The organism is Micromonospora sp. R311 (assembly GCF_056780015.1).
This window is the reverse complement of record NZ_JBSWCE010000016.1, coordinates 67005-85314: the sequence shown is the minus strand read 5'-3', so window position 1 is coordinate 85314 and position 18310 is coordinate 67005. Positions and strand designations below refer to the sequence as shown.

Here is an 18310-nt window from a genome sequence, read left to right as displayed (position 1 = left end):
CGGCGGGCGGGCCGGAGCGCCGCGACGCCGGCGCCCCGGGTGGGGAGCCGGCGTGCCGCGGCGGACAGATCAGTTGTTCGGGTCTTCGGCGCTGATGTCGGCGAGCACCGACTGAGGCTCCCGTTCGACCGCGAGGTCCCCCATGGACACCAGCCCGACCAGGCGCCCGTCGTCGACGACCGGCAACCGGCGGACGGCGTAGGTCCGCATCAGGTCCGCGGCGGCCACCGCGTCGTCGTACTGGCTCACCGTGACCACGTCCTTGCTGGTGATCCGGTTGAGCGCGGTGGTGTTCGGGTCCAGGTTCTCGGCCACGCCCCGGACCGTGATGTCCCGGTCCGTGACGATCCCGACCACGTTGTCACCGTCGGTCACCACCACGTCGCCGATGGCGCTGTCGCGCATCTCCTGCGCGGCCGCGGTGAGCGTGTCGTTGCCGTCCATCGTCACCAACCGGGTCGTCATGAACTCTCCGACCGTTGTCATGGTGCTCCCCTCTCGGTTCGGCACCGGCCGTCTACCCGCCGCCCCGCCGGGGTAACGCCCCGCTCTCGCGGGCTAGCGTGGCGGCGTGGGCGGGGACGAGCACGAGCTGGCCGAGCTGGTCCGGCGCAGCCCGTGGGTGCTGCGGGCCCTGGCCGTGGTGCGCGACTCGGGACTGCCGGACGCCTGGATCGGCGCGGGGACGTTGCGCGACCTGGTCTGGGGCGAGCGCTACGGGGACGGGTTCGATCCCGGCGCGGTGCGGGACGTCGACGTGGTCTTCTTCGACCCCGGCGACCTGACCCGCGCCAACGACCACCGGGCCACCACCCGGCTGGCGGCGGCCTGGGCCGAACCGCCCTGGGAGGCGCGCAACCAGGCCGCCGTGCACACCTGGTACGCCGACACGTTCGGCGGCGAGCCGATCGCGCCCTATCGCAGTGTCGCCGAGGCGGTGGCCACCTGGCCCGAGTACGCCACCGCCGTGGCGGTACGCCTCGACGCCGCCGACCGGATCGAGGTCTGCGCCCCGTACGGGCTGGCCGACCTGCTCGGCGGCATCTGGCGGCACAACCCGGCCCGGGTGGACGTGGCCCGGTCCCGGCAGCGGCTGGCCCGGCACCGCCCCGCCCGGCGCTGGCCCGGCGTCACGGTGATCGAACCCGGCTGACCCGCGCCCGTCCGGGTCAGCCGCGCGGCGGCGCGCCGTAGACGCGCTCGACGTGCAGGCGCAGCACCAGCCGCCGTTCGGCGACCATCGCCCGCCGGTAGTCGTCCCAGTCCGGGTGTTCGCCCTGGATCGACCGGTAGAGCCCGACCAGTTCCTCGACGGTGGCGTCGAACGGATCCGCGGCGACCGGGGTCAGCTCGGCGCGCGCGTCCGCCACCGCGTACGCCCAGCCGTCGTCGCTGCCGACGTGGAAGCTGGCCCGCGGGTCCCGGCGGAGGTTGGCGGTCTTCGCCCGGTCGTCGGTCACCGAGACCCGGATCAGGTCGCGCTCCCGGTCGTAGGCGTAGACCACGGTGGACAGCTGCGGCCGGCCGTCCCGCCGGACGGTGGCCAGCACCCCCATCCACCGCCCGGCGATCAGGTCGGTCAACGCCCGCTGGGTCCGGTCGTCCGGCACGGCATCCTCCTCGTCGCGCGGTCCCGTCGCTGTCGTCCCGGCACGGTGACGGGTCAGCGCAGCTCGGCGGCCACCAGTTCGGCGATCTGCACGGCGTTGAGCGCGGCACCCTTGCGCAGGTTGTCGTTGGAGCAGAACAGCGCGAGGCCGTGCTCGACGGTCTCGTCGGCCCGGATCCGTCCCACGTAGGTCGGGTCCTGACCGGCGGCCTGCAGCGGGGTGGGCACGTCGCTCAGCGCCACGCCGGGCGCGCCGGCGAGCAGCTCGCGGGCCCGCCCCGGGGTGATCGGCCGGGCGAAGCGGGCGTTGACCTGGAGCGAGTGGCCGGTGAAGACGGGCACCCGGACGCAGGTGCCGGAGACCTTCAGCCCGGGGATGTCCAGGATCTTGCGGCTCTCGTTGCGCAGCTTCTGCTCCTCGTCGGTCTCCTCGGAGCCGTCGTCGACGACCGAGCCGGCGAGCGGGAGCACGTTGAACGCGATCGGCTGGGCGAAGGAGCGCGGGGCCGGGAACTCCACGGCGGCCCCGTCGAAGGCGAGGCCGCTGGCGTGCTCGGCGACCTTGCGGACCTGCTCGTCCAGCTCGGCCACGCCGGCCAGGCCGGCGCCGGAGACCGCCTGGTACGTCGAGACGACCAGGCTGACCAGCTCCGCCTCCTCGTGCAGCGGGCGCAGCACCGGCATCGCCGCCATCGTGGTGCAGTTCGGGTTGGCGATGATGCCCTTCGGGCGTGCGGCGGCGGCCTGCGGGTTGACCTCGGCGACGACCAGCGGCACCTCCGGGTCCATCCGGAACGCGGAGGAGTTGTCGATCACGACCGCGCCGGCGGCGGCGACCCGGGGGGCGAGGTCCCTGGCGGTGCCCTTGCCGGCCGAGAAGAGCACGATGTCCAGGCCGGCGTAGTCGGCGGTGGCCGCGTCCTCCACGGTGATCTCGCCGTCGCGCCACGGCAGCGTACGCCCGGCCGACCGGGCCGAGGCGAACAACCGCACCTGCTCCGCCGGGAACTCCCGCTCGCCCAGCACCTGCCGCATCACGCCACCGACCTGGCCGGTGGCCCCCACAATGCCGATCCTCATGCCCGCGAGGCTACCCAGCCCGGCCCCCGGACCGGGAACGCTTTCCCACCGCCCGGGCCGACGCCACACCCGGCCGGGCGCGCCGAGCGGCGGACCGGGAGCGGACGCCGGCCGCAACGACGCCGCCCGGCCACGCTCCGCCCCGGAAGATTCGCGGGCCACCGCCGCCCCCCACCGCAGCATCGCCACCCCCGGCCCGGAACGCCCACGCCCCCGCCCCACCCCCGAGCGCGACCCACATCACACACCCGACCACCCGAGCCGGTCCCGGCCTGGCCCGGCCCCGGGTGCACGAGATCGCCGGCGCCCGCGGGGCTTGACCCAGCGGGCCACACCCTCCCGGACCACGACGGTCCGCAGCCGTCGGCGTGAAGGGAGCAGGGGTCAGCGCCCGCAGCCGTCAGGGCGCGGCGTCGACGATCTCGCCGAGGCCGGTGGCCGCCAGGTCGTCCCGGATCACCGCGGCGTCCCCCTCCACGACCAGGGTGAGCGACTCCGGGTGCAGGTGTGCCGCGGCCGCGGCGGAGACCTGCCCGACCTCGGCGGCGAGCAGCGACTCCCGCAGCCGGGCGTGGTAGTCGTCCGGCAGGTCGTGCACCACCAGCGTGGTCAGCGCGGAGGCGATCGCCCGCGGGCTCTGCAACTCGACCGAGAGCTGGCCGGCCCGCCAGGACCGGGCGACCACCAGCTCGTCCTCGGTCACCCCGCCGGCCTGGGTACGGGTGATCTCGCCGACCGCCTCGACCAGGGCCGGCGCGGTCACCGCGGTCTGCACCCCGGAGCTGACCGCGAACCGGCCGAACCGGCGGGACGAGGCGAAGTCGCCGCGGATGCCGTAGGTGTAGCCGCGCACCTCGCGGATCAGGTGGTTGAGCCGGGAGGTGAACGCCCCGCCGAGCACGGTGCCGGCGAGCGTCATCGGCACGTGGTCGGGGTGGGCGCGGTGCGGCGACGGGTGCCCCAGCCGCAGCGTGGACTGCACCGAGCCGGGCCGGTCCACCAGGATGATCCGCCGGCCGGCGCGGGTGGGCACCTCGATCGGGCCGCCCCGCTCGATCGGGCCGCCGCCGGTGCCGGCGAACGCCGCCGCGCCGAGCGCGTCCAGGTCGAGCCGGTCCAGGTCGCCGACCACGATCAGCGTGCCGGGCCGGATGAACCATTCGGAGTGGAAGACCGTGACGTCCTCCGCGTCGAGCGCGGCCACCGAGTTCGGGTCGCCGTACATCGGGCGGCCCCAGCGGTTCTCCGCGCCGAACAGGTCGGCGCGCAGCGCCGCGTCGGCCCGGGGGCCCGGGTTGGCCCAGTCCATCCGCAGCGCGGTCGCCTCGTCGTCGCGGACCCGGCGCACGTCGGTCGGGTCGAGCCGGGGCGTACGCACCGCCTCGGCGAGCAGTTCCACGGCGGCGCCCAGCCGGTCCACCGGCACCTGCACGCTGACCTGGAACGAGTCCCAGTCCAGCCCGGTCACCAGCTCGGTGCCGAGGGCCTCGATGGCCAGCGCGTACGCCGTCGCGTCCCGCTGCGCGGTGCCCTCCTCCAGGGCCTTGGCCAGCACCCCGGCGAGCCCCTCCTTGCCGGTCGGCTCGCGGGCGGCGCCGGCGTCGAGCAGCAGCAGCGCGACGGCGAGGTTCTGCCCGGGCAGGTGCGCGGCGACGACCTGGCCGCCGGCCACCGCGCGGCGGACCACCGGCGGGAACCGGTACGGGCGGGCGGCGCCCGGGCCGGGACGGTGGGTGATCAGCGTCATGACGTCTCCTCCGGCAGGTAGGTCAGAGTCGCCCGGTCGGCGGCGCCGAGCACCTCGGCGGCCGCCTCGGCGACCTGCTCGGCGGTCACCGCGAGCCAGGCCGGCAGCCGCTCCGCGGCCTTCGCCGGGTCGCCGAACTGGGTGGCGTAGCGGCCCAGCGTGTCCGCCCGGCCGTCCACCGTGGACATCTGCCGCCACCAGGCGGTGGTCAGCAGCGCCTTGGCCCGGTCCAGCTCGGTGGCGGTGACCGGCACGGTGGCCAGCTCGTCGACCACCTCGGCCAGCCCGGCGGCCAGCCGTTCGCCGGTCACCCCGGGGCGGGCGGTCGCGGTGGCGATCAGCGGCGCCGGGGCGTGCGCCAGGTCCACCCCGTACGCCCCGACCAGGTCCGGCTGCGCGATCCGTTCGCCGTCGGCGAGCCGCTGGTAGAGCCGGCTGCCCCGGCCGCTGCCGAGGATGGTGGCCAGCACGGTGAGCACGTCGTAGCCGGGGCTGCCGAAGGGGTAGGTGCGGTGCGCCACGTAGACCCGGGGCGCGGGCACGTCGCCGGTGACCGTCTCCACGGCCGGCCGACCGGTCGCCGGGACGACGCGCCCGTCCGGTGCGGCCGGGATGTCGGCCCGGGCCGGGATCGCGCCGAAGTACTTGTCCGCCAGCGCGAAGACCTCCGCGGCGGAGGCGTCGCCGACGACCGTGAGCACCGCGTTGTTCGGCGCGTAGTAGGTCCGGTGGAACGCCTGGAAGGTGGTCAGGTCGGCGGCGTTCAGGTCGGCCATCGAGCCGATGGTGGCGTGGTGGTAGGGATGGCCGGGCGGGTAGAGCAGCGGCAGCAGCCGCAGCCAGGCGTCGCCGTACGGGACGTTCTCGTAGCGTTGCCGCCGCTCGTTCTTCACCACGTCACGCTGGTTGTCCAGGGTGTCCTGGGTCAGCGCCGGCACCAGCCCGCCCATCCGGTCGGCCTCCAGCCAGAGCGCCAGTTCCAGGTGTTCGGCCGGGACGGTCTCGAAGTAGTTGGTGCGGTCCGGGTTGGTGGTGGCGTTCAGCGAGCCGCCCGAGCCCTGCACCAGCTTCATGTGCTCGGTCTTGGCCACGTTGACCGAGCCCTCGAACATCAGGTGCTCGAAAAGGTGGGCGAAGCCCGTCTGCCCCTCCGGTTCGTGCCGTGAGCCGACGTCGTACCAGAGGTTCACCGCGACCGCGGGGGCGGTGCGGTCCTCGCTCACCACCACGCGCAGGCCGTTCTCCAGTCGGGTCGTCTCGATGGGCCAGGGGTAACCGCTGTCGGACATGGCACGACGCTATCCGATCTCCCGGACGGAACGGTGACGCGCCGTCGCCGGTGCGCCGCGCCCCTGGGCGGCCCCTCGTCGGGGGCCGGCGTGGTCCAGACGGTGGCAGCCGCCGGCGAGCGGCGGGGCCGGACACCGGGCCGCGAGGCATCGACCGCGGGCGGCCGGGTACCGGGGAGGCATGTCCCTCTCGACCGGTACCGACCGGGCCGGCGCCGTCCTGGAACGGGCCATCGCCGCCCTGACCCGGCTGCGCCGCGCCCGCCTGCTGCACCCGCTCGGCCGCTCGTTCACCGGCGAGGTGACCATCTGGGGCGTCGCCGGGCCGCCGACCGGGGTCGGCATGTTCGACCGGCCCGGCCGTTACCCGGCCACCGTCCGGCTCTCCAGGGGCGTGCCCACGCCGGAGGGCTGGCCGGACGTGCTGGGCGCGGCGGTACGGATGCATCGGGACGGGGAGCGCCCGTTCGACCTGCTGGCCAGCTCCAGCTGCGCGGCGCCGGTGCTGCGCCACCTGCCGCTACCGCGCCGCCGGTTCGCCGGGACGTACAGCTCGATAATGTCCTACCGGGTGGGCCGGCGCCGGCTCTGGCTGGCCGCGCTGGCCGACCCGGACTCCGTCGACCTGGGCCGGAGCCTGGCCGAGGTGACCGCCGCGACCCGGACGGGCGCGCCCCGCCTGGTGCTGGCGGTGGCGTCGGCGGTCGGGCCGTGGCGGCCGATCGGCCAGGTGACTCTCGGCGACCAGCTCGGCGCCCGGGAGGACGCCGCGCTGGCCTTCGACCCGATCGGCAACCTGCCGGCCGGGCTGCGAGCCAGGGGCCCGCTCGCCTGGTTACGCGAGCACAGCTACCGGGGCTCGCGGCGGGCCCGGGGCGCCCGGGTTCAGTCCGGCGGCTCGCTCGGGGTCACCGTCTGATCCGACGCCCGCCGTTCCAGGAAGGTGTCCGGGGCGGCGTTGCGGTCCTCCTCCCGGATGTCCGACTCGTCGAGGACGGCGTCCGCCTGCGCAACCGGATCGTCGCTGCCGACCGCCGCCTCCTCCGGCAGCAGGTGCGCGCGGGACTCCACCCGTTCCTGGTCGCTCTGCTCGTGCGTCATGCCGGTCCCATACCCCGGGCGCGTGCCGGGCACGCCCGGGACACGCGTGCCGGGCAGCGGCGGGTCGCCTGCCGCGGTCGGCTCCGGCGCGCTCCGGGCGGTGATCCTCCGCGACGAGCGGTGAGCCCGGCCGCCGCGTCGGGTACGCTTGCCGGCGTGACGCGTTCGTATCGATGGTTTAGGCAGCCGGCTCGCCAGCCGGTGACTTCACCATGATCTGACGTCACCGCAGCAACGAGCCGGCCGGGCAGGAGCGTGAAGTTCCTGCCCTTTCGCATGCGAGCAGCCGGCTCGACCCGGGCACCGGCCCCGGGCACGGTCGGCGGAAGGATGCCCACCGTGACGACCCCGGAGACCGATCGGGTCAGCGACCAACGGATCGACCGTGTCGTGCCGTTGACCACTCCGGCCCTGCTCCACCACGAGCTGCCCCTGGACGACGCGCTGGCCTCGGCCGTGCTGTCCGGCCGGCGCGCGGTGGGCCGGGTGCTGGACCGCGCGGACGACCGCCTGCTGGTGGTGGTCGGCCCCTGCTCGGTGCACGACCCGGCCGCCGCCCTGGACTACGCCCACCGGCTGCGCGCCGCCGCCGACCGCCTCGCCGACGACCTGCTCGTGGTGATGCGGGTCTACTTCGAGAAGCCGCGCTCCACGGTGGGTTGGAAGGGCCTGATCAACGATCCGGGGCTGGACGGCTCGGGTGACGTCAACGCCGGTCTGCGTACCGCCCGGGCACTGTTGCTCGACGTGCTGCGCCTGGGCCTGCCGGTGGGCTGCGAGTTCCTCGACCCGATCACCCCGCAGTACATCGCCGACACGGTGGGCTGGGGCGCGATCGGTGCCCGCACGGTGGAGAGCCAGGTGCACCGGCAGCTCGCGTCCGGGCTGTCGATGCCGATCGGGATGAAGAACCGGCCGGACGGCAGCATCGGCACCGCGGTGGACGCGATCCGCGCGGCCGGGGTCCCGCACGTCTTCCCCGGCATCGACGTCTCCGGCACGCCGGCCATCATGCACACCCGGGGGAACGCCGACGGGCACCTGGTGCTGCGCGGTGGCGGCGGCCGGCCCAACTACGACGCGGAGTCGGTGGCCGGGGCGCTGGAGCTGCTCCGGGCGGCCGGGCTGCCCGAGCGGGTGGTGGTGGACGCCAGCCACGCCAACAGCGGCAAGGACCACCGCAACCAGCCGAAGGTGGCCGCGGACGTGGCCGGGCAGCTCGCCGCCGGGCAGCGCGGCATCGTCGGGATCATGCTGGAGAGCTTCCTGCTCCCCGGCCGGCAGGACCTCGACCCCACCCGCGAGCTGACCTACGGCCAGTCGGTCACCGACGCCTGCATCGGCTGGGACACCACCGACGAGGTCCTCGACCACCTCGCCGCCGCCGTCCGCACCCGCCGCCGCACCCCCGCCCCGACCCCCGCCTGACCCACCCACCATCCACCCGCCCCGGGCCCACCCCCTCCACCCCGTTGATCATGAGGTTGCCGGCGAAGTCGATCTCCAGAAGTGCCGTCGACCTCATGATCAACGGGGTGGGTGGGGGGAGGGGTGGGGTTTGACCGATTCGGGCGCGGGTAGCTGGGCGGGGTGACCGAGGACGTGCCCGTGACCGACACACCCGTGGCTGACACCTCCGTGACCGACGCGCCGGTGGCCGACGCGTCCGTCAGCGACGAGCCGGACATCCGGCGGCTCGACGACCTGCTCGAGGACCTCTACCACGGCCAGGAGCGGATCACCCAGGCGACCATCTACCGCCGGGCGGTCGCCGCGGAGCTCCCCGCGCAACTGCTCACCCGGATCGCCGCGCTGCCCGAGGGCGAGTACGCGGTGGACGAGGCGGCGGATCTGCTCGGCGGGTCGGTCACCTGAGGTCGTCCCGGCGACCCCGGCGAGAGGAGAGCGAGATGTCGCACCACGAGGAGCAGCACGAGAAGGTCCCGGCGCTCGGCCAACCGCCGGAGGGCGTGGACACGCTGCCGGACCCGGACTTCGCCAACGAGCACGACAAGACCGCGGTGGACCGCGACGTGATCACTGGCGAGGACGAGGACGAGCGGGAGCCGGAGGCGGCCCGGGGCTGGGCCGGTCAGAACCACGGCACCACCCCGACCTGACGGGCGCGCACCGTCGACGCGACAACGGGACCGGCGGATCGCCGGCCCCCGTTGCCGTGCTCGGGCTTCAGTCGTCGTCGCCTTCGGCGGCCTGCTGCGCCACCGCGTAGGCCATCTGGAGGAAGTCCGACGCGGCCACCGCGGTCAGCGCGGTGGCGACCAGCCGGGTCAACCGCGGGGCGAGCACCAGCCCACCGGTGAGCCCGGTGGCCACCCAGACCGCCAGACAGAACGGGCAGCTGAGCAGCTCGCCGATGGCGTGCCGGGTGGAGCTGCCGGAGTCGCGCACCTCCTCCATCACCTCGCCGCTGCCGATCGGCTTGTCGTAGCGGGTGAACGGGGCCCGCAGCGGGCTGGTCACCGCGTCCCTGGACAGCAGCCGGCTGAGCTTGTGCGTGGCGACGCAGAGCAGCACCACGTCGGCGGTGGCGGGGCGCTCGGGCACCGGCCTCCCGGTCAGCCGGACCAGGCCGGCGATCGCCCCGGCCACCCCCGCATAGGCGCCCATCGCCGCCAGGTAGCCGCCCAGCGGCCGGTACTCGTTCGGCGCGTACGCCTGGCGCAGCCGCGCCACCTTGTCCTTCAGGTCGGTCACCCGATCTCCTCGTGCTCGCGCCGGGCTCAGCCGGCCTGCAGGTTGTCAGCCACCTCGCGGGCCAGGCTGTCCAGGGCCTCACCGGCCAGCCGGTCGGCGTCGGCGCCACCGGTCAGGTCGAGGTGGACCCGGGCCCCGCCGGCGTCGGCGGGGTCGACCCGGAGTTCGGCGCTCCAGTCGCCCGGGGCGCGCCAGCGGGCCGACAGCTCCTCCGCGCTGGCGTGCTCGGCGGGGGTGCCGTCGGCGCGCAGCGGCTCGGGCAGCCAGGCCGACGCCCGGTCGGGGTCGGTCGCGGTGCTGAAGACCACCTCGGGCGGGGCGGAGACACCGCGCTCGGCGGAGGCCATCACTCGTCCCGCAGCCGGCTCGGGTCGACCTCGCGTCCCGGATGCCGGGCCAGGTACTCAGTCTCCAGCTCGGCGGTCCGGCGCAGGTGGTGCGCGAGCGCCGAGTCGGACGCGTGCCGGAGCGTGTCCAGCCGGGTGCGGTGCAGGCTGTGCATCTCGCGGATCAGGTCCTCGTCGGCCAGCTCGGCGGGGTCGACACCGAGCAGGTCGCCGTCGTCGTCCACGCCGGTGGAGGCCATGTCGTGGACCTGGTCGCCACCCCACTCCGGCATCCGCTGCTCCGGGCTCGGGAACTCGTCCTGTCGTACTGATCCGGTCATCACGCCCCCCTGGTCGAGTTTTGGGCTGGCGTCTAGACGGATGCCCACACCGGGTCGCACCAAACCATCCCGGGCACGGACGGACTACGACACCGCGTCGGAGAACGCGGCCGGCCCCGGTACCCTCGATGCCATGAAGCGGCTCTGGACCCCGGCGTGGATCGCGCGTCACGTGGTCATGGTCGTGCTGGTCGCGGGCTTCCTGGCGCTGGGGTGGTGGCAGATCGGCCGGGCCGCCGCGGGCAACGCGCTGAGCTGGGCGTACGCCTTCGAGTGGCCGATCTTCGCGGGCTTCGTGGTGTTCGTCTGGTGGCGCGAGGTCCGGCACGCCCTGCGCGGGCCGGCCGCCGCGGGCGAACCCGGGACGCCGCCGGCACCGTCTCAGGGCGCGGCCCGTCCGGGCGTACGCCGGCCGGTGCGGGTCGCCCGGGTGCCGGCCGCCGGCGTCGACGGCGAGGACGCCGACCTGACCGCCTACAACCGCTACCTGCAATGGTTGAACGCCAATCCGGGCGCCCGGCCCGGTGACTACCCCGGCTGAGGCCGGTTTCGGAAGGACGGACGAAGGTGGGCGCAGCCCTTACCCGGTACCGCGTGATCGCCTGGATCGTCGGCGTGGTGCTGATCCTGCTGGTCGTGATCGGCATGCCGCTGAAGTACGGGTTCGACAACCCGGTCGTGGTGGAGACCGTGGGCCCGGCGCACGGTTTCCTCTACATGGTCTACCTGGTGGCCGCCTTCGACCTGGCCCGTCGGGCCGACCTGCCGCTGCGGCGGATGCTCGCCGTGATGCTGGCCGGCACCGTGCCGTTCGTCTCCTTCTACGCCGAGCGCCGGGTCAGCGCCTGGGTCGCCCCGCGCCCCGAGCGCACCCCGGAGCCGGTCGCCGGCTGACCGTCGCCCGCGACGGGCCCGTGGCGGGCCGGTTCACCGGCTCGGCCGCCACGGGTCCATCGAGGCGAGCGGTTCCTCCCAGCCGCCGTAGCGGTTCATCTCCCGGGCCCGGCGCACGGCCCGGGAGACCTGGCCGAACTGCCGCTCGTCGTCGCTGCTGAACAGCAGCACCTCGGTGCCCCGGTGCCAGCCCCACAGCTCGTACGCCGGCGGCCGCCACCGGTCCCCCGCCGCGGCGAGCAGCACCGGCAGCAGGAACACCACACCCAGGGTGAGGTACGCCCCGGCGGTGAGCCGTTGCAGGCCGCCGGTGAAGCCGAGCAGCAGCCCGACGCCGGCGATCACCGCACCGCTGGCGGCGACGGCACGTACCGCCACCCGGTCGTGCGGCCCGCGGGTGGTGTGCAGGTGGGTCAGCTCGGCGACCCGCCAGGTGTTGCGGCCGACCGTGAACCGGTCGACCGTGACGATGATCCCGGGGCGGGCGTAGAGCAGGGTGTTCTTCTTCTCCGCGGTCACCTTGGTGGGTCGGGGCGGTCGCGGCGGTCGGGTCGTGGCGCCATCGTGGTTCACGGCTACCTCCCACGGCTGTGCGCCGGGTCGGCCGCCGCCGGTACGGGCATCGATGCCCGCCGACGGGATTCCCGGCTCCGCGCTTCATTGTGTTGCCGCCCCGCCAGCCCGGACGGCCGTTTTCGCCGTCCCGGCGGCTCCGTCGGCCCACTCTCCGCCGGATAGAGCCATCCAAGTCCGTCTTTTCGGTTATAGCGCTCCAGCATCCGGCGGCATACGCCTGGAACGACGAATCCGACAGATCCCCCGTACGACGAAAAGACGGGCAGTCGCGCCCCGGCCGAGCGACGGGGCGCCCACCGATCGTGACGGTACGGCTCGCCATTCCCGCCCCTTTGCCAACATTCGCCCCGGCTTTCACTGCGGGCCACTCCTGCCCCGGGTTAGGTTGAGCGGGCCCGGCCCGGTCGACCGCCGTCCATCCGGATGGCGCCGGCCCGGGTGCCGCCCGGGGGCGTCAGCAGCCCACGGCGGCCGGTGGGAGAGGAGCCTTCCGCTCTTGTCGTCCCTCAGAAACACGCTGCGCGGCCTGGTCGTCACGATGCTGTCGGCCGCGCTGGTCGCGCCGGCCACGGCGGCATGGGCCGAACCGTCGGCCGCGGAACTGACCCGGCGGATCGAGAAGTCCTCGACGGAGTTGGAGCACGTGGTCGAGGCGTACAACAAGCTCCGGGAGCAGATGAAGGAGAACCAGGCGGCCGTGGCCGGGTTGCAGGAGCGCATCGGGCCGCTGGAGCGGCAGGCCGAGCAGAGCCGGGCCGACGTCGGCGCGCTCGCCGTGACCGCGTACAAGAACGGCGGCAACATGAGCACCGCCGACGCGCTGCTGCGACCGGACTCCGCCAGCACGCTGCTGGACCGGCTCGGCACGCTCGACCAGCTCACCCGGCAGCGGCAGGAGCGGATCGCCGGGTTCACCGCCAGCCAGCGCGCGCTGCTGGACGAGAAGACCCGGCTGGACGTCACGCTCAGCCGGCAGGCGGTTCAGGCCCGCGAGCTGGCGGCCGGCAGGAAGCGCATCGAGCGGGACCTGGCCCGCCTCTACGAGCTGCGCCGCCAGGCGTACGGCCGGGCCACCGAGGCGCCCGCCGCGCGGCCGGGCAACGCCGCCGACGCACCGGCCGTCTCCGGCCGGGCCGGGGCGGCGGTCCGCTACGCCTACGGGGCGCTCGGCAAGCCGTACCGGTGGGGCGCCGACGGGCCGGACGGGTACGACTGCTCCGGCCTCACCTCCGCCGCCTGGCGGGCGGCCGGCAAGTCACTGCCGCACAACACCCGGATGCAGTGGGGCGTGGTGGCACACATCGGCCGTGGTGAGCTGCGCCCCGGCGACCTGGTGTTCTACAGCGGCCTGGGGCACGTGGGCCTCTACGTCGGCGGCGGCCAGGTGATCGACGCGCCCAGCGCCGGGCGGAACGTGCTCAAGCGGGACATGGACCTGATGCCCATCCAGGGCTACGGCCGGGTCCGCTGACCGCCGGCGAAGACGACGAACGGCCGGCGTCCCCCTATCGGACGCCGGCCGTTCGTCGTCATTACTACCAGCTCAGGCCGCCTGCAGCCCCTCCGCGCGAGCCAGCTCGCGGAGCCGGCCGAGCGCCTGGATCTCCAGCTGACGGATCCGCTCCCGGGAGAGCGAGAACCGCGAGGCCACCTCGGTGAGCGAGTGCTCCCGGCCGTCCTCGAGCCCGTACCGGGCCCGCATGATGCCGGCCGACCGGTCGTCGAGGTGGTTGAGCAGGCCCTCGATCCGCTGCCGCTCCAGCCCGGTGAGGACGATCTCCTCGGGCGACGGGGCGTCGCTGTCGGCGACCAGGTCACCGAGGTTGGTGTCCCCGTCGTCGCCGACCGGCGTGTCCAGGGACACGGTGTCCTGCGACCACCGGACCAGCTCGTTGACCCGCTCGACGGTGACCCCGAGGGCCGCCGCGATCTGCTCCGGCTCCGGGTCGCTGCCCAGCTCCCGGGTCAGCTGGCGGGCCACGTTGCGCATCCGGTTGACGTCCTCGACCAGGTGCACCGGCAGCCGCACGGTGCGCTCCTGCTGGGCGATCGCCCGGCTGATCGCCTGGCGGATCCACCAGGTCGCGTAGGTGGAGAACTTGTAGCCCCGCTCGTAGTCGAACTTCTCGACCGCCCGGACGAGGCCGGTGTTGCCCTCCTGGATCAGGTCCAGCATGGGCATCCCGGAGCGCACGTAGCGTCGGGCGATCGACACGACCAGTCGCAGGTTCGCCCGGATGAACAGGTCCTTGGCCCGCTCACCCTCGGCGACCAGCCGCTCCAGCTCGTCCCGGTCGACGCCGGCCGGGACGCGGTCCTCGGCGAGCAGGTGCTCGGCGTAGAGGCCGGCCTCGATCGCCTTGGAGAGTTCGACCTCCTTGGCGGCGTCCAGCAGCGGCGTCCGGGAGATCTCGTGCAGGTAGACGCCGACCAGGTCCCGCTCCTCGGCGACCTCGTCGGTTCGCATGCCGATGTTCTTGTCCACGTTGCCCACGGTCCCCTCGCTCGCGCCGGTTGCCCGGTTCCTTGCCATCCCCACGTCCATCAGCCCTCCCCCGTAACTTCCGCCGTGCCCACCGGTGCTGACACCTACACAACAGATGAGACGTGTCGGGGATTCCATGTCGTGAGTCGAAAGTGTCACGAATGCCTGATAATCAGCTGAGAGCCCGGTCCATGTTTGCTGTCAGCACCCCGTCGGGCTGCTCATCGGTGGGCACCACGCACGGGTCGGCGGATCGACGGACGCCGTCCGCCCGGTCCATGGCACCACCGCCCGGCCCGGGAGCACAGCGACCCGGGTCACCGCCGCGCTGCGATCCTGGTCACTGCCACATACGCGCGGGCGGCCGGGTCGGTTCATCCACGCCCATGGTGATACCCCACGGCAGGTTGAACAATCCGGGGCCTCCGGTTATGCCCACCGCACCGGACGGGTTCGGGACGGGTCGGACGGCACGTCCGGAGCCGCCCAGGCGGGGCGTCCGGGGCGCCGCCGCGCCGGCGGCCGCGGCCCGAAGGTGCGTGGAGCGTGCCCGGGCTGGGTCAGGAGGCGAGCAGGGCGAGCGCGCCGCGTACCTGGTCGGCGGAGCGGGCCAGGGCGGCCCGCGCGACCGACACCTCGGCCCCGGAGACGAGCGAGACCAGCGCGGTCTTCAGGTCACCGTCGGCCTCGTCGAGAGCGCGGCGGCAGATCTCCTCCGCGCACCCGGTCGCCTCCATCAGGATCGAGATCAGCCGGCCCCGCAACTTGGCGTTGGTGGCCACCATGTCGATCATGAGGTTCGAGTAGACCCGGCCCAACCGCACCATCACGGCGGTGGAGAACGTGTTGAGCACCAGCTTCTGCGCGGTGCCCGCCTTCATCCGGGTCGACCCGGTGACCACCTCGGGGCCGGTGTCCACCCCGATGAAGACGTCGACCGACCGGGCGGCCTCCGCCTCCGGGTTCGCGCAGAGCAGCACGGTCGCGGCCCCGGCGGCCCGGGACGCGGCGAGCGCCCCGAGGACGTACGGGGTGCGCCCGCTGGCGGCCAGCCCGACCACCACGTCACCGGCGCGTACGCAGTCGGCCGCCTCGGCCGCGCCGGCCCGGTCGTCGTCCTCGGCGTTCTCCACCGCCTGCCACATGGCGTCCGGCCCGCCGGCGAGGTGGGCGCAGAACCAGTGCCGCGGGGAGTTGAAGGTGGGGGCGAGCTCGGCCACGTCGAGCACGCCCAGCCGGCCCGACGTGCCGGCGCCGAAGTAGTGCACCCGGTGGCCGCCGCGCAGGGCGGTCACCGCGAGGTCGACCGTCTCGGCGATCTGGTCGAGGACGGCGGCGACCGCCGCCGGCACCCGCCGGTCCGCGTCGTTGATCACCGAGAGCACCTCGCGGGTCGACATCAGGTCGAGATCCACGCTGAGCGGGTTGCGCCGTTCGGTGGGCGCGCCGACCCGGATCACCGGCCCGGCCGCCACGGAGGGCGCCTGCTCGTCCGGCTCCACCGCGGTCATGCCCGCCTCCGGCCGGAGCCCACCCGGTGCGACTGGACCGCCTCGGCGGTGGCCTCGAGCGCCTTCCTGGCCCGGGCGCGGTTGCGCGCGGCCACCCCGACGAAGAGGCAGTCGACCACGGTGAGCTGGGCCAGCCGGCTGGCCATGGCGCCGGACCGGTAGGTGGTCTCGCGGGCCGCCGTGGTGAGCACGAAGTCGGCCACCTCGGTGATCGGCGAGCGCGGGAAGTTGGTCAGCGCCACCGTCGCCGCGCCCCGGGCCCGGGCCTGCTCCAGCACCTCGATTACGTCGGAGGTGGTGCCGGTGTGCGAGATGCCCACCGCCACGTCGCCCCGGCCGAGCAGCGCGGCCGAGGTCAGCGCCGTGTGCACGTCGGGGAAGTAGAAGGCGGTCCGGCCGATGCGGTGCAGCTTCTGCTGGAAGTCCGAGGCGACGAAGCCGCTCGCGCCCGCGCCGTAGACGTCGATCCGGCCGGCGTTGACGATGGCGTCGACCACCTGCTCGCAGACCGCCGGGTCGAGCTGCTCGGCCGTCTCCTCGACGGCGCGGGCGTCGTTGAACGCGATGGTCGCGATGATCTGGGCGAGGTCGGCGCCGGGCGGGATGTCGCCGCCGACCACGCGGGCGTCCGGCGGCTCGACCCGGCGGGCGGCCTCGGCGGCCAGCCGGATCCGCAACTGCGGGTAGCCGTCCATGCCGACCGACCGGCAGAACCGGATCACGGTCGCCTCGGACGTCTCGGCGGCGGTGGCGAGATCGGTGATCGTCCGCCGGGCGGCGTCGGCCGGGTCGGCGACGACCAGCCGGGCGACCCGCTGCTCGGCCGGGGACAGCGACGGGAGCAGGCCGCTGATGTGGACGATCAGTCCACCCGGCTCGTGACTCGCAGAAATCTTCGGACTCTTCGCCACGGATGAAACTTACTTTCATGAGGCGTGAGCGTCAACCATGACTCCGCGTGTTGGCGAAAGTACCGCCAATCGGCGCGCTCCGCTTGACAGCGTGCCATTGCGTAGCAACGGGCGCCTCCGCCCACCGGCTCGGACCGGCTGCCGGACGGCCGCCGGTCGTCGCCGGGCGGGCACCACGCCCGGCGGCCGCGCCGATAGCGTGGTGGCATGGCGGATCGCAGTGTGCTGGTGACCGGCGGCACGGGTGGGCTCGGCGGTGCGGTCACCACCGCGTTCGTGGAGGCGGGCTGGCGGGTGGTCGTACCGCAGCGGACGGGTCCGGCGACGGCGGCGGGCGGGCCGGTCCGGGTGGTCGCGGACCTGACCGATCCGGCCGGGGCGGAGCGCGCGGTCGAGGTCGCGGCCGGCGACCCGGCGGCGCCGCTGCGCGCGGTGGTCAACCTGGTCGGCGGGTACGCCGGCAGCGGCAAGGTGCACGAGACGCCGGTCGAGGAGTTCGAGCGGATGCTGACCGTCAACCTCCGCCCCACCCACCTGGTCACCCGGGCGGCCCTGCCGCACCTGGTGGCGGCCGGGGGCGGCGCGGTGGTCTGCGTCTCGTCCCGGGCGGCGGTCGCCCCGTTCGCCGGAGCCGCCGGCTACGTCACCGCCAAGGCGGCGGTGCTCGCCTTCGCTGGCGCGGTGGCGGTTGAGTACCGGTCCGCCGGGGTGCGCTGCAACACGGTGCTGCCCAGCGTCATCGACACCCCGGCCAACCGGGCGGCCCAGCCGGACGCCGACCACTCCCGCTGGGTCGACCCGGCCCAGATCGCGCCGGTGATCCGGTTCCTGGCCTCCGACGAGTCGGCCCCGACCAGCGGCGCCGCGATCCCGGTCTACGGCCGGGCCTGAGCGCTGCGGAACACCCGCGCCGGCAGCCGCCCCGGCGGCCGGGCCGGACCGGTCTCCGCGGACGGTGGGCCGTCGGGGCGCGGTTCGGCCGCCGACAACCAGCCGGCCAGGTGGTCCTGGATCTGCCGGGACACCTCATCCGGCGAGCGGCCGGCGTCGACCAGCACGAACGTCGGGTACTCGGGCAGGGTCCGGTAGGCGTGGTCCGCCGCGGCGAGGTAGCCGATGCTCTCGTGGTCGGTGCCGCGCCGCTCGATCCGCCGGTACGCCTCGGCCGGGTCGACGGCCAGCAGGAAGGTGACCTGCGGGGCCGGGAAGATCCGGTAGCCGAGCCGGGCCAGCCGCTCCCAGCGGTGCCCGCCGTGCGCCCGGATGCTCACGTACTGGCAGACGGAGTAGCGGTCCATCACCGCGACCCGGCCGGTCAGCAGGCGGCTGAGCAGGGCGGCGGCGATGGCGAGCCACCGCAGCGCGGACTCCACCACGAGCAGGCCGCGCCGCCCGACCAGCCGTTGTGCGTCCGGCCGGCCGAGCCGCTGCGCGACCCGGCCCAGCCAGCGCCGGCCGCCGGCGTTGCGGTGGTAGGTGGCGGGGCGACCCGACGCGGTGAGCGCGTCGGCGAGGCGGTGCGCCTGGGTGGTCTTGCCCGAGCCGTCGATGCCGATCAGCGCGACGGCGCGCAATCGGGCCCTGCCGCGCCGTCCCCACGTTGATCTGGCCACCTTGCACAGGCTATCCGACGGGCGCTCGCGTACCGGGTGGTTTGTCCTTCCTGCTCCCGGTTGGCACCCACCCGCGACCCGGCCAGGTGTGGACGACCGGAATGCCGGGTAC

At 74.5% G+C, this 18310-nt stretch carries 23 protein-coding genes; 9 read left to right on the top strand and 14 right to left on the bottom strand.

Annotated features, from left to right (window positions below; genetic code table 11):
• Positions 1-69: 69 nt before the first annotated feature.
• The gene (locus tag AC1WTP_RS15675; RefSeq protein WP_447137829.1) at positions 70-486 is read right to left on the bottom strand and encodes a CBS domain-containing protein; all 417 of its coding nucleotides are present in this window, start codon (positions 484-486) and stop codon (positions 70-72) included.
• Positions 487-571: 85 nt separating this feature from the next.
• Here AC1WTP_RS15675 and AC1WTP_RS15670 point away from each other — a divergent pair, with 85 nt between their 5' ends.
• A complete protein-coding gene (locus tag AC1WTP_RS15670) occupies positions 572-1153 on the top strand; it encodes a nucleotidyltransferase family protein (RefSeq protein WP_481649982.1) in 582 nt (193 codons plus the stop codon).
• Positions 1154-1169: 16 nt separating this feature from the next.
• Here the strand turns inward: AC1WTP_RS15670 and AC1WTP_RS15665 are convergent, their stop codons facing one another.
• The 4 genes from AC1WTP_RS15665 to AC1WTP_RS15650 all read right to left on the bottom strand — a co-directional run bounded on the left by AC1WTP_RS15665 (position 1170) and on the right by AC1WTP_RS15650 (position 5725).
• The gene (locus AC1WTP_RS15665; protein WP_481649981.1) at positions 1170-1610 is read right to left on the bottom strand and encodes a PPOX class F420-dependent oxidoreductase; all 441 of its coding nucleotides are present in this window, start codon (positions 1608-1610) and stop codon (positions 1170-1172) included.
• Positions 1611-1663: 53 nt separating this feature from the next.
• A complete protein-coding gene (locus AC1WTP_RS15660) occupies positions 1664-2689 on the bottom strand; it encodes an aspartate-semialdehyde dehydrogenase (protein ID WP_481649980.1) in 1026 nt (341 codons plus the stop codon).
• A 400-nt stretch (positions 2690-3089) separates the two neighbouring features.
• Positions 3090-4436, bottom strand: coding sequence for a M16 family metallopeptidase (locus AC1WTP_RS15655; protein WP_481649979.1), 1347 nt, complete (start codon positions 4434-4436; stop codon positions 3090-3092).
• On the bottom strand, positions 4433-5725 hold the full coding sequence (locus AC1WTP_RS15650; RefSeq protein WP_481649978.1) for a M16 family metallopeptidase: 1293 nt from the start codon (positions 5723-5725) through the stop codon (positions 4433-4435). The genes AC1WTP_RS15655 and AC1WTP_RS15650 overlap by 4 nt, the downstream gene beginning before the upstream one ends.
• Before the next feature lie 181 nt (positions 5726-5906).
• Here AC1WTP_RS15650 and AC1WTP_RS15645 point away from each other — a divergent pair, with 181 nt between their 5' ends.
• Positions 5907-6644, top strand: a complete 738-nt coding sequence (locus AC1WTP_RS15645) for a phosphodiesterase (RefSeq protein ID WP_481649977.1) — start codon at positions 5907-5909, stop codon at positions 6642-6644.
• Here AC1WTP_RS15645 and AC1WTP_RS15640 read toward each other — a convergent pair.
• The gene (locus tag AC1WTP_RS15640; protein ID WP_481649976.1) at positions 6611-6826 is read right to left on the bottom strand and encodes a hypothetical protein; all 216 of its coding nucleotides are present in this window, start codon (positions 6824-6826) and stop codon (positions 6611-6613) included. The two genes, AC1WTP_RS15645 and AC1WTP_RS15640, sit on opposite strands and share 34 nt — an antisense overlap.
• Positions 6827-7156: 330 nt before the next feature.
• Between AC1WTP_RS15640 and AC1WTP_RS15635 the strand changes: the two genes are divergently transcribed.
• The 3 genes from AC1WTP_RS15635 (at position 7157) to AC1WTP_RS15625 (ending at position 8946) form a co-directional block, all read left to right on the top strand.
• Positions 7157-8254, top strand: coding sequence for a 3-deoxy-7-phosphoheptulonate synthase (locus AC1WTP_RS15635; protein WP_481649975.1), 1098 nt, complete (start codon positions 7157-7159; stop codon positions 8252-8254).
• A gap of 210 nt (positions 8255-8464) precedes the next feature.
• The gene (locus AC1WTP_RS15630; RefSeq protein ID WP_481650048.1) at positions 8465-8701 is read left to right on the top strand and encodes a hypothetical protein; all 237 of its coding nucleotides are present in this window, start codon (positions 8465-8467) and stop codon (positions 8699-8701) included.
• A gap of 35 nt (positions 8702-8736) precedes the next feature.
• On the top strand, positions 8737-8946 hold the full coding sequence (locus tag AC1WTP_RS15625) for a hypothetical protein (protein WP_481649974.1): 210 nt from the start codon (positions 8737-8739) through the stop codon (positions 8944-8946).
• Between the two features lie 67 nt (positions 8947-9013).
• Here the strand turns inward: AC1WTP_RS15625 and AC1WTP_RS15620 are convergent, their stop codons facing one another.
• Genes AC1WTP_RS15620 through AC1WTP_RS15610 form a run of 3 tightly spaced genes read right to left on the bottom strand, consistent with a single transcriptional unit; the run spans position 9014 to position 10211 of the window.
• Entirely contained in the window at positions 9014-9541 is a 528-nt protein-coding gene (locus tag AC1WTP_RS15620) for a DUF1360 domain-containing protein (protein WP_481649973.1), read from the bottom strand.
• A 26-nt stretch (positions 9542-9567) separates the two neighbouring features.
• Complete coding sequence (locus AC1WTP_RS15615; RefSeq protein WP_481649972.1) at positions 9568-9888, bottom strand: hypothetical protein; 321 nt, start codon at positions 9886-9888, stop codon at positions 9568-9570.
• Entirely contained in the window at positions 9888-10211 is a 324-nt protein-coding gene (locus tag AC1WTP_RS15610; RefSeq protein ID WP_447137841.1) for a DUF6158 family protein, read from the bottom strand. Before AC1WTP_RS15610 ends, AC1WTP_RS15615 begins: the two co-directional genes overlap by 1 nt.
• Before the next feature lie 130 nt (positions 10212-10341).
• On the opposite strand from AC1WTP_RS15610, the gene AC1WTP_RS15605 reads away from it, so the two are divergent.
• Together AC1WTP_RS15605 and AC1WTP_RS15600 are read left to right on the top strand one after the other, a co-directional pair.
• Complete coding sequence (locus AC1WTP_RS15605) at positions 10342-10749, top strand: hypothetical protein (RefSeq protein ID WP_481649971.1); 408 nt, start codon at positions 10342-10344, stop codon at positions 10747-10749.
• Positions 10750-10775: 26 nt separating this feature from the next.
• Complete coding sequence (locus AC1WTP_RS15600; protein ID WP_481649970.1) at positions 10776-11102, top strand: DUF3817 domain-containing protein; 327 nt, start codon at positions 10776-10778, stop codon at positions 11100-11102.
• A 33-nt stretch (positions 11103-11135) separates the two neighbouring features.
• Here the strand turns inward: AC1WTP_RS15600 and AC1WTP_RS15595 are convergent, their stop codons facing one another.
• Entirely contained in the window at positions 11136-11675 is a 540-nt protein-coding gene (locus AC1WTP_RS15595; RefSeq protein ID WP_481649969.1) for a DUF6232 family protein, read from the bottom strand.
• Positions 11676-12174: 499 nt separating this feature from the next.
• Between AC1WTP_RS15595 and AC1WTP_RS15590 the strand changes: the two genes are divergently transcribed.
• On the top strand, positions 12175-13149 hold the full coding sequence (locus AC1WTP_RS15590) for a C40 family peptidase (protein WP_481649968.1): 975 nt from the start codon (positions 12175-12177) through the stop codon (positions 13147-13149).
• Between the two features lie 72 nt (positions 13150-13221).
• Here the strand turns inward: AC1WTP_RS15590 and AC1WTP_RS15585 are convergent, their stop codons facing one another.
• The 3 genes from AC1WTP_RS15585 to AC1WTP_RS15575 form a co-directional block, all read right to left on the bottom strand.
• Entirely contained in the window at positions 13222-14211 is a 990-nt protein-coding gene (locus AC1WTP_RS15585) for a sigma-70 family RNA polymerase sigma factor (protein ID WP_447137846.1), read from the bottom strand.
• A 512-nt stretch (positions 14212-14723) separates the two neighbouring features.
• On the bottom strand, positions 14724-15674 hold the full coding sequence (murQ, locus tag AC1WTP_RS15580; RefSeq protein WP_481649967.1) for an N-acetylmuramic acid 6-phosphate etherase: 951 nt from the start codon (positions 15672-15674) through the stop codon (positions 14724-14726).
• Positions 15671-16585 (bottom strand): MurR/RpiR family transcriptional regulator, encoded by a 915-nt coding sequence (locus AC1WTP_RS15575; protein WP_481649966.1) that lies wholly within the window; start codon positions 16583-16585, stop codon positions 15671-15673. Before AC1WTP_RS15575 ends, murQ begins: the two co-directional genes overlap by 4 nt.
• Positions 16586-16792: 207 nt before the next feature.
• Between AC1WTP_RS15575 and AC1WTP_RS15570 the strand changes: the two genes are divergently transcribed.
• Positions 16793-17476, top strand: coding sequence for an SDR family NAD(P)-dependent oxidoreductase (locus AC1WTP_RS15570; RefSeq protein ID WP_481649965.1), 684 nt, complete (start codon positions 16793-16795; stop codon positions 17474-17476).
• On the opposite strand, the gene AC1WTP_RS15565 is transcribed toward AC1WTP_RS15570, so the two are convergent.
• Positions 17461-18198, bottom strand: coding sequence for a dTMP kinase (locus AC1WTP_RS15565; protein WP_481649964.1), 738 nt, complete (start codon positions 18196-18198; stop codon positions 17461-17463). The two genes, AC1WTP_RS15570 and AC1WTP_RS15565, sit on opposite strands and share 16 nt — an antisense overlap.
• Positions 18199-18310 lie beyond the last annotated feature (112 nt).

Excerpts from the sequence above, each read along its gene's own strand:
- AC1WTP_RS15675 (WP_447137829.1), bottom strand. The coding sequence starts at position 486 with ATGACAACGGTCGGAGAGTTCATGACGACCCGGTTGGTGACGATGGAC.
- AC1WTP_RS15660 (WP_481649980.1), bottom strand. The coding sequence starts at position 2,689 with ATGAGGATCGGCATTGTGGGGGCCACCGGCCAGGTCGGTGGCGTGATG.
- AC1WTP_RS15655 (WP_481649979.1), bottom strand. The coding sequence starts at position 4,436 with ATGACGCTGATCACCCACCGTCCCGGCCCGGGCGCCGCCCGCCCGTAC.
- AC1WTP_RS15650 (WP_481649978.1), bottom strand. The coding sequence starts at position 5,725 with ATGTCCGACAGCGGTTACCCCTGGCCCATCGAGACGACCCGACTGGAG.
- AC1WTP_RS15645 (WP_481649977.1), top strand. The coding sequence starts at position 5,907 with ATGTCCCTCTCGACCGGTACCGACCGGGCCGGCGCCGTCCTGGAACGG.
- AC1WTP_RS15640 (WP_481649976.1), bottom strand. The coding sequence starts at position 6,826 with ATGACGCACGAGCAGAGCGACCAGGAACGGGTGGAGTCCCGCGCGCAC.
- AC1WTP_RS15635 (WP_481649975.1), top strand. The coding sequence starts at position 7,157 with ATGCCCACCGTGACGACCCCGGAGACCGATCGGGTCAGCGACCAACGG.
- AC1WTP_RS15625 (WP_481649974.1), top strand. The coding sequence starts at position 8,737 with ATGTCGCACCACGAGGAGCAGCACGAGAAGGTCCCGGCGCTCGGCCAA.
- AC1WTP_RS15615 (WP_481649972.1), bottom strand. The coding sequence starts at position 9,888 with ATGGCCTCCGCCGAGCGCGGTGTCTCCGCCCCGCCCGAGGTGGTCTTC.
- AC1WTP_RS15605 (WP_481649971.1), top strand. The coding sequence starts at position 10,342 with ATGAAGCGGCTCTGGACCCCGGCGTGGATCGCGCGTCACGTGGTCATG.
- AC1WTP_RS15585 (WP_447137846.1), bottom strand. The coding sequence starts at position 14,211 with ATGGCAAGGAACCGGGCAACCGGCGCGAGCGAGGGGACCGTGGGCAAC.
- murQ (WP_481649967.1), bottom strand. The coding sequence starts at position 15,674 with ATGACCGCGGTGGAGCCGGACGAGCAGGCGCCCTCCGTGGCGGCCGGG.
- AC1WTP_RS15570 (WP_481649965.1), top strand. The coding sequence starts at position 16,793 with ATGGCGGATCGCAGTGTGCTGGTGACCGGCGGCACGGGTGGGCTCGGC.